This is a genomic window from Pseudomonas tremae, from assembly GCF_001401155.1.
GTDB classification, from domain to species: Bacteria; Pseudomonadota; Gammaproteobacteria; order Pseudomonadales; family Pseudomonadaceae; genus Aquipseudomonas; species Aquipseudomonas tremae.
This window is the reverse complement of the sequence record NZ_LJRO01000467.1, coordinates 72,608-84,968: the sequence shown is the minus strand read 5'-3', so window position 1 is coordinate 84,968 and position 12,361 is coordinate 72,608. Positions and strand designations below refer to the sequence as shown.

Here is a 12,361-nt window from a genome sequence, read left to right as displayed (position 1 = left end):
ATCACTGCAGACTCGACCTCTTCCCTCGCTGACTCCTCACTCCGAAGCCTTGCAACCTATTGATCTACAAGGCTTTTTCGTTTCCGTCTGCGCCGGAAGTGGGGCGAATTATAGACAGATCACAGAGGGCGTCAACCGTTAATTTGAACTTTATGCCGAAACGAGTGTGACACGCCCAAAAGCCTTCTTGCCTGCCTGGCATACATGAGTAGCGCCCAGCTTGAATACAAAGCTGCGGTCTACCACTTCACCATCTATACGTACGCCGCCGGACGCCAGCAGATCACGAGCAACTGCAGCATTCTTAACCAGCCCCGCCTTATTAAGGACGGCCGAGATAGGCATATCCTCAGCGGCAGCTACCGATATCTCCGGCAGGTCTTCCGGCAGCTCGCCTTCCTTCATACGGTTACCGGCAGAACGATGCGCACTGGCTGCCGCTTCTTCTCCATGAAAACGCGCAACCAGCTCTTCAGCCAGCTTGATTTTGATGTCCCGCGGATTGGCGCCCGCCTCGCAATCGGCTTTGAAGCCATTGATCTCTTCCATGGAGCGAAAGCTCAACAGCTCAAAGTAGCGCCACATCAATGAATCCGGGATCGATACCAGCTTGCTGTACATAATGCCTGGCGCTTCCTGAATGCCGACATAGTTGCCCAGAGACTTGGACATCTTCTTCACGCCATCCAGCCCTTCCAGCAAAGGCATGGTCAGAATGCACTGCGGCTCTTGCCCGTACGAACGCTGAAGCTCACGCCCCATCAACAGGTTGAATTTCTGATCGGTGCCGCCCAGCTCGACGTCAGCCTTCAAGGCTACCGAGTCATACCCCTGCACCAGCGGGTAAAGAAACTCGTGGATGGCAATGGATTGATTGCTCTTATAGCGCTTGTCGAAATCGTCACGCTCAAGCATCCGCGCAACCGTGTATTGCGAAGACAGACGAATAAAATCAGCCGGACTGAGTTTATCCATCCACGTCGAATTGAAGGCCACCTCGGTCTTCGCGGGGTCAAGGATCTTGAAAACCTGAGATTTGTAAGTCTCTGCGTAATCGAGAACCTGCTCACGCGTGAGCGGCGGGCGCGTGGCACTTTTGCCACTAGGGTCGCCGATCATGCCGGTGAAGTCACCGATCAGAAATATGACCTGGTGCCCCAGATCCTGAAACTGGCGCAGCTTGTTAATAAGGACGGTATGCCCCAGGTGCAGATCAGGTGCTGTCGGGTCGAACCCGGCCTTGATACGCAGTGGCTGACCACGCTTGAGCTTTTCGACCAGCTCGGCCTCGACCAGGAGTTCATCTGCACCGCGCTTTATAAGCGCCAGCTGTTCTTCAACCGACTTCATTTCAGCCCCCAATTCAAAGGGGCTCAACCTTACAAGATCAGAGCCCAATTACAAGTTTTGCCCAGCCTTCACCTGCATATCGGTGACTGATACGCGGCAAGGGTTGCTTCGAGCAGGTTTTGGTTATATTTTATACAGTTATTTCATCTTCATCATGTCATTCATCTTTTCCATTTCACCTTTTTCAAAGTCAAATTACCTATGAAAGACACACCGCCTAAAGCGCCCCCGCTTTATCCGAAGAGTCACCTGCTCGCTGCAAGCGGCATCGCCGCATTGTTGAGCCTGGCTCTCCTGGTTTTCCCTTCAAGCGAAGTGGAAGCCAAACGAACGAACCTTGCCCTTGATCTGGAGATGCCGGATCAGGACGTACAAGACCAAGACGCTCCAGAAGCCACTCAAGCCACACCTGAAACCACCGAATCGCCATTCGCTCAAATCGACAACGCCGCCGAACAGGCACCAGACACTGAAACCGCGCAGGCTGAAGCCGAAAAACAGGCTCCAGTTGCCAAGGATCCGCTTCACCGGGAAGTCACTGTCAGTAAAGGCGATACCCTTTCGACTCTGTTTGAGAAGGTTGGTCTGCCGGCCGCGGCAGTCCATGAAGCCCTGGCCAGCGACAAACAGGCCAAGCAATTCAGCAAGCTGCAGAACGGTCAGACTCTGCAGTTCGAGCTTACGCCGGACGGCCAGCTCAAGCAGCTGCATACCAAACTCAGCGAACTCGAGACCATCAGCCTCTCGAAAACGGCCACAGGGTTTGCGTTCAACCGTGCAATCAGCAAGCCCAATGTGCGCAATGTCTATGTACACGGCGTCATCAACAGCTCCCTGTCCCAGTCAGCACAGCGCGCAGGCCTGACCCATAGCATGACGATGGACATGGCCAATATCTTTGGCTACGACGTCGATTTCGCTCAGGACATCCGCAAGGGCGACCAGTTTGACGTGGTGTACGAGCAGAAAGTGGTGAACGGCAAGAGCGTCGGCACCGGCAACATTCTGGCCGCGCGCTTCACGAATCGGGGCAAGACTTACACTGCGGTTCGCTACACCAGCAAGCAAGGTACTACCAATTACTACACCGCCGACGGCAACAGCATGCGCAAGGCTTTCATCCGCACCCCGGTTGATTTCGCCCGCATCAGCTCGATGTTCTCGATGGGCCGCAAACACCCGATCCTGAACAAGATCCGTGCACACAAAGGTGTCGATTATGCAGCGCCACGCGGCACACCAATCAAGGCCACAGGCGATGGCAAGGTACTGCTGGCAGGCCGTCGCGGCGGCTACGGCAATACCGTAATTATCCAGCACGGCGACACCTATCGCACGCTGTATGGTCACATGCAGGGCTTCGCCAAAGGCGTGCAAACGGGCAGTTCCGTCAAGCAAGGCCAAGTGATCGGCTATATTGGAACGACCGGTCTGTCGACTGGCCCGCACTTGCACTATGAATTTCAGGTCAATGGCGTACACGTAGACCCATTGGGTCAGAAGCTTCCGATGGCGGATCCGATCGCCAAATCCGAAAAACAGCGGTTCATGCAGCAAAGCCAACCGTTGATGGCGCGCATGGATCAGGAAAAGGCCACCACGCTGGCCTCGAATAAAAGGTAATCCATGGCCTACTTCTATATAGGTGTGATGTCCGGCAGCAGCCTTGATGGGATTGATATCGCCCTGCTGGAGCAGGATGACCGATCAAAACTGCTGGCAACTCACTACATTCCAATGCCGGAAGACCTGCATGCGGAATTACTCGCGCTTTGCTCAAGCGGCGCGGATGAGCTCGCTCGCGCAGCCATTGCGGAACAGAAGTGGTGCCGCCTGGTCGCAGAGGGTGTTCTGGCTTTGCTTAAAGAGCAGAACATGGTCGCTGGTCAGATACGCGCCATTGGCAGCCACGGCCAGACGATTCGGCACGAGCCTGCTCGCGGCTACAGCATCCAGATCGGCAACCCCGCCCTCTTGGCCGAACTGACCGAAATAACAGTGGTAAGCGACTTCCGTCGTCGCGACATTGCTGCTGGAGGTCAGGGCGCACCGCTGGTGCCTGCCTTTCACGAAGCGCTGTTCGATGACAACAAAAATCACCGCGCTGTGCTGAATATCGGCGGCTTCAGCAACCTGAGCCTGATTGAGTCTGATCGACCGGTCGAGGGTTTCGATAGCGGTCCGGGCAACGTGTTGCTCGATGCGTGGATACAGTCGCAGCGCCACGAAAGCTATGACAAGGACGGCGCGTGGGCCGCGAGCGGCAAGGTCAACCCAGACCTGCTCAAAAAACTGCTCAGCGATCAATTCTTCCTGACCAAGGGCCCTAAAAGCACAGGCCGGGAAGTATTCAATCTGGGCTGGGTGCATCATCATCTGTTCCAGCTACCGACGCTGGCACCGGAAGATGTACAAGCCACGCTGCTGGAACTGACGGCGCTGACAATTACTGAATCCCTGCAATCCGCACAAGCGACCACCACGCAACTGCTGGTCTGCGGTGGCGGCGCGCACAACGCGGCCTTGATGCAACGTATCGCCGAGCTGTTGCCTGATACCGAGGTCAACAGCACTCAGAAGTTTGGCGTCGACCCTGACTGGGTAGAGGCGATGGCGTTTGCCTGGCTCGCTCATTGCTGCCTTGAAGGCGTACCTGCCAACCGGCCAACGGTCACCGGCGCCAAGGGCCGCAGGGTTCTCGGCGCAATCTATCCGGCCTGAATCCTGAAAGCAAAACGCAAAACGCCGCTCGTATGAGCGGCGTTTTTGTTACAGCTGGCCCCGTCAGATCGAGAACGAAGAGCCGCAACCACAGGTAGTCGATGCATTCGGGTTCTTGATAACGAATCGCGAACCCTCAAGCCCTTCCTGATAATCGACTTCCGCGCCAGCCAGATACTGGAAACTCATCGGATCGACCACCAGGCTGACGCCTTCTCGCTCGACGATTGTGTCGTCGTCTGCCACGTCTTCATCAAACGTGAAGCCGTACTGAAAGCCTGAGCAACCGCCACCTGTAACGAATACACGCAGTTTAAGGCGGTCATTACCCTCTTCGTCGACCAGGGTTTTCACCTTGTGCGCTGCATTTGGGGTGAATTCCAAAGCCGTAGGCGTGAAGGATTCAACACTCATGTCAGATATCTCCCGGCATCAGCCGTCGTAATGCGTAATGACGGCATTATCCGCTTCTCCTAGAAAATCGGTCAACTATTTGCGCGGCAACGCCTCAGCGCCCCCTTCAAGGCATCATTCCCGCATGGGACAGCCCTGCACGCTCATCCAGGCCAAACATGATGTTCATGTTCTGAACCGCCTGACCCGACGCACCCTTGACCAGATTGTCGATGACCGAAAGCACCACAACCAGATCGCCGCCCTGCGGACGGTGCACGGCGATACGGCAAACGTTGGCGCCGCGTACGCTACGAGTCTCTGGATGACTGCCCGCCGGCATGACATCCACGAAAGGCTCGTCGGCGTAGCGCTTTTCGAAAAGCGCCTGCAGGTCTACGGAGCGATCAGTGACCGTCGCATACAGCGTGGAGTGAATGCCCCGAATCATCGGCACCAGGTGCGGAACGAAGGTCAGGCCGACATCCCCACCTGCGGCGCGGCGCAAGCCCTGAGTGATTTCAGGCAAGTGACGGTGGCCTTTTACAGCATAAGCCTTGAAGCTCTCGTTGGCCTCGGAGTACAGAGAGCCAATGCTCAACCCGCGACCAGCGCCACTCACACCTGATTTGCAGTCGGCAATCAGGCGAGTGTTATCGGCAATGCCTGCTTCAAGCAACGGCAGGAAGCCCAGTTGGGTAGCAGTCGGATAGCAACCCGGCACGGCGATCAGGCGCGCGCTTTTTATCTGCTCGCGATTGACTTCAGGCAGCCCGTAAACCGCGTCCTTCAGCAGCTCCGGCGCACCATGGGGCTGGCCGTACCACTTGGCCCACTCCTCCGAGTCCTGCAGACGGAAGTCGGCAGACAGGTCAATGACCCTGGTGCCTGCGGCAAGCAGCTCACCTGCCAGGGCATGGGCTACGCCATGAGGCGTGGCAAAGAACACGACGTCACAAGCGCCCAGGGTTTTAACGTCAGGCACGCTGAACGCCAGGCCGTCGTAATGGCCTCGCAGGTTCGGGTACATGTCGGCGACTGGAAGACCGGCCTCCGAGCGAGAGGTAATAACCACCACTTCTGCCTGCGGATGCTGTGCCAACAGACGCAGCAGCTCGACACCGGTGTAACCCGTGCCGCCGACGATACCGACCTTGACCATAACCTGCCCTCAACGAAACAACTGGAAAGCGGTCGATAATAGGAGCCTATGGCGTCTGCGACAACCGACAACGTGACGTATGGATGCACAAGACACTACTATTCGGCCACCGTGAACCTGGGAATAACTAAAAATGCTCTATCTATGGATCAAAGCGCTGCACATTATTTCAATGGTCTGCTGGTTTGCAGGCCTCTTCTACCTGCCAAGGCTGTTCGTTTATCACTCGATGAGTGAAGACGCTGTCAGCCGTGAGCGTTTCGAGGTAATGGAACGCAAGCTGTACCGCGGCATCATGGGGCCAGCAATGATTGCCACGCTGATTTTCGGCGGCTGGTTGATCAGCTTCAACCCCAGCGGCTACTTCAGCCAGGGCTGGATGCACGCGAAGCTGGCGCTGGTGGTGCTGTTGATCGGTTACCACCATGTGTGCGGCGCGCAGATCAAGCGTTTCGCCCGTGGCGAGAATGGCCGCAGCCATGTGTTTTATCGCTGGTTCAATGAAATTCCGGTACTGGTCCTGATCGCCGTGGTCATTCTGGTTATCGTCCGACCGTTCTGATCGGTTATCACACCGTGCGTATTCGGACCATGAAAGGACGCTCTGCATGGGCAGAGCAATCCTCGAATGCTCCTAACTCAAGACAAGGAAGCCCTGTATGACCGAAACCCTTTTCAAGATCATGTTTGCAGGGAAGGTGCGTGACGGCGTAGAGCCAGAAACTGCACAGGCCAACCTGGCCGGACTGTTCAAGAGCGAAACGGCGGCTGTTCAAAAGCTGTTTAACGGTGAACCTGTAGCGCTCAAACGCGGCTTGGTCCGGGCGGAGGCCGAACGTTACATCGACGCTCTGAAAAACGCGGGTGTTGAAGCCTATCTCGAGCCCGATGAGGCGATCAGCCTCAATCTCGATGAAGTCTCCACTCAGGCCACGCCCTGGTCGCCCGCCAGACAGGCGCCCGCGGACGCCTCTCCGTATGCGCCACCCAAGGCGCAGGTCGTCAATGAGCAGTATGGGCATTCGACGCTCAAGGTCTTCACCACTCACGGGCGCATCGGCCGCCTGCGGTTTCTGGCATGGAGCATGGTTCAGTGCGTCACCCTGGTAGCGTTGATGGCGCTTGCCCTGATGGTCCTGAACTGGTCGCTGGTCGGCGGAGGCTTGCTGATCGCGGTCCTGGTGGTGGTGTTCATGACAATCGGCGTGATGATAGGCGTACAGAGGCTGCACGATCTTGGCTGGTCAGGCTGGCTCTTGCTGTTGAATCTGGTGCCCTTTGTAGGCACGTTGTTCCCCTTCCTGATGATGCTGCTGCCCGGCACACGAGGCCCAAATCAGTTTGGTCCACCGCCGCCGCCCAACACGCGGGGCGTCAAGGTGCTGGGCATTATCTGGATTGTCATGATCCCGATTATTTCGGTGGCCAGTATCTATTACAGCATCGGCAAACTCGCTCAGGCGGAACTGGCGCTGCAGACCGATGAGTATGAGCAATCCCTGCCCTACGACGATGAAGAGGACAAGGACAGTGCCTTGACGGCGCCGGAGGATGTCTACCAAGAGCCCAAAGACAACAGCAGCCAGTAACAGACGGCCCACGGTTCGGCGCAACGCCGGGCGCAACACGCTCAATGGAGAAATGCATGACCCGTTACGCCCTGATCACCGGTGCTTCCAGCGGTATAGGCCTGGCGATGGCCGAGGCGCTGGCACGCCGTGGTCGCAGCTTGATCCTGGTCGCACGCCAACGCGATCTTCTGGAAACGATTGCTCTGGAGCTGACCCAACGCTTTGGCGTCGAAGTACTGTTTCGCGCATGCGACCTGGGCGAGCCGCTAAGACTGTCAGGTTTTCTGCTGGAGCTGGAAGACGGTGCGCATCAGATCGACTTGCTGGTCAATGCCGCCGGCATTGGTACTTGCGGCCCCTTTCTGGCGCAGGACTGGGGCGCCGAACAAGACCTGATCGACCTTAATATTCTGGCCCTCACGCGCCTGTGCCATACCGTTGGCAACCTCATGGCTATTCAGGGCGGTGGGCAAATACTCAATGTCGCTTCGGTGGCGGCTTTCCAGCCTGGGCCGTGGATGAGCACCTACTACGCGAGCAAGGCCTACGTGCTGCACTTCTCCGAAGGGCTGCGCGAAGAGGTGAAGAAGGCCGGGGTCAAGGTCTCGGTATTGTGCCCGGGGCCAACCAGAACGGCTTTTTTCCGCACCGCGCAGCTACAGGTGAACGTCGACAACCTGATGAGCCCTGAAGAAGTTGCGCTGTACACCGTGCGTGCGCTGGAAAAAAACCGCGCAGTCATCATTCCAGGTTTCAGCAACAGGTTCTGGACGCTCAGCCCGCGCCTGGTTTCGCGCTGGCTGGCGCGGCAGATCAGCGGCTACATCAACAAGAAATTCTGCCCGCGCTGACGACAAACGACTGGGCTACTCGTACCTCGCTCAGTACACTCGGGCTCGTTGCTGCATGGCAATACCCTGCGACGCCCATCAACCGACAAGGAGCAACGGCTGTGGAAACTTTGTTTACCAAGATCATCAACCGGGAAATTCCGGCAAAGATCATCTACGAAGATGATCAGGTTCTTGCCTTTCACGACATTGCCCCTCAGGCACCTGTGCATTTTCTGGTGATCCCGAAAAAACCCATTCGCACCCTGAGCGATCTGACCGAAGAGGACAAAAGCCTGGCAGGGCATATCCTGTTCACTGCGCAGCGTCTGGCCATCGAGCTGGGCTGCGAAGAAGGCTTTCGGGTGGTAATGAACTGCAACGAGCTGGGCGGACAGACCGTTTATCACATTCATATGCACGTGCTGGGTCAGCGTCAGATGAATTGGCCTCCGGGTTGATCCAGCGTTTGCAGGCATGATCGCGACCAGCGAAGCAGATGATCGCTGGCCACACGAGACAGGCCCTGCCACCTCCGGCTGATTGGGGTAAACTGCCCGCATGATCTTCCGGAGGTGCCCATGGCTACCGAACGTCAATACTCCCCACTCGACCGTCTGTTACTTCAAGCCGATAGCGCAATGCGCACATTGCTGCCGTCCAGCGCTCACGCCCGACGCCCTTCTCCCGCAGTCGTCCAGCCAGACCACAAGATGAGTGACGTCGATACGCGTCACGTGGCGGGCCTCATGCGTATCAACCACACCGGAGAAGTCTGTGCCCAGGCGCTGTATCAGGGTCAGGCGCTGACCGCAAAGTTGCCCAAGGTACGCAAGGCGATGGAGCACGCCGCCGAAGAAGAGATCGATCACCTGGTCTGGTGCGAGCAGCGCATTCGTCAACTTGGCAGCCATACCAGCGTGCTGAACCCGCTGTTCTACAGCCTGTCATTCGGCATGGGCGCGGTAGCTGGAATTATCAGTGACCGGGTCAGCCTGGGCTTTGTGGCGGCGACAGAGGATCAGGTTTGCAAGCACTTGAGCGAGCACCTGGTCCAACTGCCGAGCGAAGACGGCAAGTCCCGGGCGATTCTTGAACAGATGCTCAGCGATGAAGAACACCACGCCGAATCTGCCTTGGAGGCAGGCGGCTTCCGCTTCCCGGCCCCGGTCAAGTTCGGCATGAGTGTGCTGGCCAAGGTCATGACCAAGTCGACTTATCGCATCTGACCAAAGCCCCACGAAAAAAGGCGCCTGCAAGAGGCGCCTTTTTCATGTCCGAAATCCGGCTTATACGGCTACGTTACGGCCGTAGAAGATTTCCAGCATTTCGTGCTTGACCTTCGCTGTCACTTGCTCGCGCTGCTCGACAGACAGGTTGCTGGTAGCGTCGCCGAACAGGTAGTTATCCAGTTCGAACTGCTTGAGCAGCATCTTGGTGTGGAACAGGTTTTCCTGATACACGTTCACGTCGGTCATCTGGTAACCGTTGCGCGTGTCTTCGGACAGGTAGTTCTGGATCGAGTTGATTTCGTGATCGATGAAGTGCTTCTTGCCTTCCACGTCGCGGGTAAAGCCGCGCACGCGATAATCGACGGTCACGATGTCCGACTCGAACTTGTGAATCAGATAATTCAGCGCCTTTAGCGGTGAAATGACGCCACAGGTCGACACGTCGATATCCACCCGGAACGTGGCAATGCCATCTACCGGGTGAATTTCCGGGTAGGTGTGAACCGTGATGTGGCTCTTGTCCAGGTGCGCCAGGATAGTTTCCGGCAATGGACCTGGCGACTCTTCGATCTGGCTTTCGGTAGGCGTCACCGGCTGCTCGGAGATCAGAATGGTCACACTGGCACCTTGTGGATCGTAATCCTGACGCGCAATGTTCAGGATGTTGGCACCAATGATATCGACAACATCAGTCAGAATCCGCGTGAGGCGTTCTGCGTCGTACACACTGTTGATGTACTCGACATACGCCTGCTGGTCTTGCGGGGTTTCCGCATAGCAGATGTCATAAATGTTGAAGCTCAAGGTCTTTGTCAGGTTATTGAACCCGTGGAGCTTGAGTTTGCTTTTCACCGTTAAAAACTCTCTATATGGGTGCGGCGCCAGCCGCGTGATCAAGCATGCCCGTCAGGTGAGCCCGGCTCATCTGCGTAGGACGGTTAACACCTCTTCGCGTTGGCGATTTTGGTTATCTGTTCGGGCTGCCAGCAGAAAAACCAATGCACGCTGCGCCCTGAAAAAGTGGCGCATTATGCAGACGTCCGAAGCCGTCTGCCAGAGTGTGCGCCGTTTTTATGATCGTTGGATGTCTGACGTTCAGCCCAGTTCGACAATTTCATAATCGTGAGTGATCTTTACACCCCCGTTTACGAGCATGATCGAGGCCGAGCAATACTTCTCTGCAGACAGCTCAATGGCACGCTTGACCTGAGTCTCCTTGAGCCCGCGGCCCTTCACAACGAAGTGCAGATGAATTTTTGTGAATATTTTCGGCTCTTCGTCTGCGCGCTCGGCTTCAAGAAAGGCTTCGCAGCTTTCGACAGGCTGACGCGACTTCTTGAGGATGCTGACCACGTCAAAGCTGCTGCAGCCGCCCAGGCCCAACAGCACCATTTCCATTGGCCGAACACCCAGATTGCGCCCACCGCTTTCAGGCGGACCGTCCATTACCACTACATGACCGCTGCCGGACTCTCCGAGAAACATGGACTCGCCGGCCCATTGGATGCGTGCCTTCATCGCCAGGACTCCATTCTAAAACTGCATTGTAAAAAAGGGGACGCAAGCTTAGCACAGCGCCAAACCCTGACCGAACACTCAGAAAAAATGCTTTTTGCAGGAAACGTGTAGGAACATTCGCAAATAGCACCCGTTACGCCTTGAAAAGCTGCTGAGAACCCAGGTGCAGCCGATACCTATAGGTATGCCATTTGGCCATAGTCTCTATTTCGGAAGTACCGCATGGTCGCAATAACCTTTACACCTCAAGCCAGCAGGCTGGACAAGCTACTCGCTCATGCGGAACGTCGTCGCTATGCAGCGAAAAGCAACATCATCAACGCAGGCGATCATTCCGAGTCGTTGTTTCTGATTCTCAAAGGCTCGGTCACTGTGCTGATTGAGGATGACGAGCGCAGGGAAATGATAGTTGCCTATCTGAACAACGGCGATTTCTTCGGCGAGTTGGGTCTGTTCGAGCAACCGGGGCGTGAATCCGTGCGCAGTGCATGGGTACGAGCCAAGACTGAGTGCGAGGTCGCCGAAATCTCCTACGACACCTTCCGCGAGCTAGTCAGGCAGGATCCGGAAATTCTCTACGCACTCGGCAGCCAGATGGCCGAACGCCTGCGCAACACCACGCGCAAGGTGGGTGACCTGGCGTTTCTCGACGTGACCGGACGCGTGGCGCGCACGTTGCTGGACTTGTGCAAACAGCCAGACGCCATGACCCACCCGGACGGCATGCAGATCAAGATCACCCGCCAGGAAATCGGCCGCATCGTGGGCTGTTCAAGGGAGATGGTCGGCCGCGTGCTGAAGGCTCTGGAAGAACAAAGCCTGGTCAACGTCAAAGGCAAAACCATGGTGGTCTACGGCACACGCTGATGCGCTGGCGATCAGAGCTCGGCCAGCATGCGCCGGTAACGCTGTGCCAGATGTTCGAGAACCTGCGCATAGGGAAACGCTTCGTGCAGGGCAATGTGACTCTCGGCACGTACACGCTGATCAAGCTCACATAGTTCATTGAAACGATTGACTGCTGCCACCATCTGCGCGCGCTGGTCATCCAGCAGCAACGCACCGTGAGCCAACACAACGGGACGTGTTCCGCCCTGACCCTGGCGCCAGCGCTGAGCCGTGCCGACCATTTTTCGACCATCTAGATTGACGTTGAAACGACCGTCGCAGAAGGCCCCGGCCACTTCACCCAGCGAAGCCTGACCGCCCAATGCGAGCAGCAGGTCGAGAATCGGCTGGCACAGGCGCAGATAAGCAGTTTCGATGCGATCCCGATCAGAGTCCGCCGCAGGCTGGGCATAGACCAGTGCGATATTGACAGTGGCGCAAGACTGCGGAACCGGCTCACCACCGGTTTCGCGCAACAGAACAGGCCAGCCGTTATCCGTCATTGTCTCGCTGGCTTCGATAAAACCTGGGAGGCGGCTCATGCGTCGCGGTATCACCAGCGCTTGATCGGTGGGTCGCCAGAGCAGCAAACCGTGGTCTGCCTCGCCTGCACACACGCTAGCCAATAGCTCCTGCTCGGCTTGCAAGCCTTGTTCGACACAGATGTCGATGATCGAGTCTTGCATGCCAGCCCTC

The 12,361-nt window shown here is 56.8% G+C and carries 14 protein-coding genes; 8 read left to right on the top strand and 6 right to left on the bottom strand.

Going from position 1 to position 12,361, the window contains the following annotated elements; genetic code table 11:
* Positions 1–150: 150 nt before the first annotated feature.
* Entirely contained in the window at positions 151–1,350 is a 1,200-nt protein-coding gene (gene tyrS, locus ALO43_RS26235) for a tyrosine--tRNA ligase (RefSeq protein WP_005896877.1), read from the bottom strand.
* Positions 1,351–1,551: 201 nt separating this feature from the next.
* On the opposite strand from tyrS, the gene ALO43_RS26230 reads away from it, so the two are divergent.
* Entirely contained in the window at positions 1,552–2,973 is a 1,422-nt protein-coding gene (locus tag ALO43_RS26230; RefSeq protein WP_054998388.1) for a peptidoglycan DD-metalloendopeptidase family protein, read from the top strand.
* A 3-nt stretch (positions 2,974–2,976) separates the two neighbouring features.
* Positions 2,977–4,071 carry an anhydro-N-acetylmuramic acid kinase gene (locus tag ALO43_RS26225; protein WP_005896872.1) on the top strand — a complete coding sequence of 365 codons (1,095 nt, stop codon included), beginning with the start codon at positions 2,977–2,979 and terminating at the stop codon, positions 4,069–4,071.
* 63 nt (positions 4,072–4,134) lie between these two features.
* Here ALO43_RS26225 and erpA read toward each other — a convergent pair whose 3' ends face one another.
* Both erpA and argC read right to left on the bottom strand, forming a co-directional pair.
* The gene (gene erpA, locus ALO43_RS26220) at positions 4,135–4,485 is read right to left on the bottom strand and encodes an iron-sulfur cluster insertion protein ErpA (protein WP_002551953.1); all 351 of its coding nucleotides are present in this window, start codon (positions 4,483–4,485) and stop codon (positions 4,135–4,137) included.
* A 106-nt stretch (positions 4,486–4,591) separates the two neighbouring features.
* A complete protein-coding gene (gene argC, locus ALO43_RS26215; RefSeq protein WP_005896868.1) occupies positions 4,592–5,626 on the bottom strand; it encodes an N-acetyl-gamma-glutamyl-phosphate reductase in 1,035 nt (344 codons plus the stop codon).
* A gap of 133 nt (positions 5,627–5,759) precedes the next feature.
* On the opposite strand from argC, the gene hemJ reads away from it, so the two are divergent.
* The 5 genes from hemJ to coq7 all read left to right on the top strand — a co-directional run bounded on the left by hemJ (position 5,760) and on the right by coq7 (position 9,256).
* A complete protein-coding gene (gene hemJ, locus ALO43_RS26210; RefSeq protein WP_005896864.1) occupies positions 5,760–6,188 on the top strand; it encodes a protoporphyrinogen oxidase HemJ in 429 nt (142 codons plus the stop codon).
* 97 nt (positions 6,189–6,285) lie between these two features.
* The gene (locus tag ALO43_RS26205; RefSeq protein ID WP_054998387.1) at positions 6,286–7,215 is read left to right on the top strand and encodes a DUF805 domain-containing protein; all 930 of its coding nucleotides are present in this window, start codon (positions 6,286–6,288) and stop codon (positions 7,213–7,215) included.
* A 56-nt stretch (positions 7,216–7,271) separates the two neighbouring features.
* Complete coding sequence (locus tag ALO43_RS26200) at positions 7,272–8,048, top strand: SDR family NAD(P)-dependent oxidoreductase (protein ID WP_024690864.1); 777 nt, start codon at positions 7,272–7,274, stop codon at positions 8,046–8,048.
* Positions 8,049–8,149: 101 nt separating this feature from the next.
* Positions 8,150–8,488, top strand: coding sequence for a histidine triad nucleotide-binding protein (locus ALO43_RS26195; protein WP_005896857.1), 339 nt, complete (start codon positions 8,150–8,152; stop codon positions 8,486–8,488).
* 120 nt (positions 8,489–8,608) lie between these two features.
* Positions 8,609–9,256, top strand: a complete 648-nt coding sequence (gene coq7, locus ALO43_RS26190) for a 2-polyprenyl-3-methyl-6-methoxy-1,4-benzoquinone monooxygenase (protein ID WP_005896855.1) — start codon at positions 8,609–8,611, stop codon at positions 9,254–9,256.
* A gap of 60 nt (positions 9,257–9,316) precedes the next feature.
* Here coq7 and speD read toward each other — a convergent pair whose 3' ends face one another.
* Both speD and ALO43_RS26180 read right to left on the bottom strand, forming a co-directional pair.
* Positions 9,317–10,111, bottom strand: a complete 795-nt coding sequence (gene speD, locus ALO43_RS26185) for an adenosylmethionine decarboxylase (protein WP_005896853.1) — start codon at positions 10,109–10,111, stop codon at positions 9,317–9,319.
* A 243-nt stretch (positions 10,112–10,354) separates the two neighbouring features.
* Entirely contained in the window at positions 10,355–10,777 is a 423-nt protein-coding gene (locus tag ALO43_RS26180; RefSeq protein ID WP_005896851.1) for an OsmC family protein, read from the bottom strand.
* Between the two features lie 222 nt (positions 10,778–10,999).
* Here ALO43_RS26180 and crp point away from each other — a divergent pair, with 222 nt between their 5' ends.
* Entirely contained in the window at positions 11,000–11,644 is a 645-nt protein-coding gene (gene crp, locus ALO43_RS26175) for a cAMP-activated global transcriptional regulator CRP (protein WP_024670550.1), read from the top strand.
* Positions 11,645–11,655: 11 nt separating this feature from the next.
* Here crp and ALO43_RS26170 read toward each other — a convergent pair whose 3' ends face one another.
* The gene (locus ALO43_RS26170) at positions 11,656–12,351 is read right to left on the bottom strand and encodes a lipoate--protein ligase family protein (RefSeq protein ID WP_054998386.1); all 696 of its coding nucleotides are present in this window, start codon (positions 12,349–12,351) and stop codon (positions 11,656–11,658) included.
* Positions 12,352–12,361 lie beyond the last annotated feature (10 nt).

Coding starts and splice junctions, on each gene's coding strand:
- tyrS (WP_005896877.1), bottom strand. CDS start 1,350: ATGAAGTCGGTTGAAGAACAGCTGGCGCTTATAAAGCGCGGTGCAGAT.
- ALO43_RS26230 (WP_054998388.1), top strand. CDS start 1,552: ATGAAAGACACACCGCCTAAAGCGCCCCCGCTTTATCCGAAGAGTCAC.
- ALO43_RS26225 (WP_005896872.1), top strand. CDS start 2,977: ATGGCCTACTTCTATATAGGTGTGATGTCCGGCAGCAGCCTTGATGGG.
- erpA (WP_002551953.1), bottom strand. CDS start 4,485: ATGAGTGTTGAATCCTTCACGCCTACGGCTTTGGAATTCACCCCAAAT.
- argC (WP_005896868.1), bottom strand. CDS start 5,626: ATGGTCAAGGTCGGTATCGTCGGCGGCACGGGTTACACCGGTGTCGAG.
- hemJ (WP_005896864.1), top strand. CDS start 5,760: ATGCTCTATCTATGGATCAAAGCGCTGCACATTATTTCAATGGTCTGC.
- ALO43_RS26205 (WP_054998387.1), top strand. CDS start 6,286: ATGACCGAAACCCTTTTCAAGATCATGTTTGCAGGGAAGGTGCGTGAC.
- ALO43_RS26200 (WP_024690864.1), top strand. CDS start 7,272: ATGACCCGTTACGCCCTGATCACCGGTGCTTCCAGCGGTATAGGCCTG.
- coq7 (WP_005896855.1), top strand. CDS start 8,609: ATGGCTACCGAACGTCAATACTCCCCACTCGACCGTCTGTTACTTCAA.
- ALO43_RS26180 (WP_005896851.1), bottom strand. CDS start 10,777: ATGAAGGCACGCATCCAATGGGCCGGCGAGTCCATGTTTCTCGGAGAG.
- crp (WP_024670550.1), top strand. CDS start 11,000: ATGGTCGCAATAACCTTTACACCTCAAGCCAGCAGGCTGGACAAGCTA.
- ALO43_RS26170 (WP_054998386.1), bottom strand. CDS start 12,351: ATGCAAGACTCGATCATCGACATCTGTGTCGAACAAGGCTTGCAAGCC.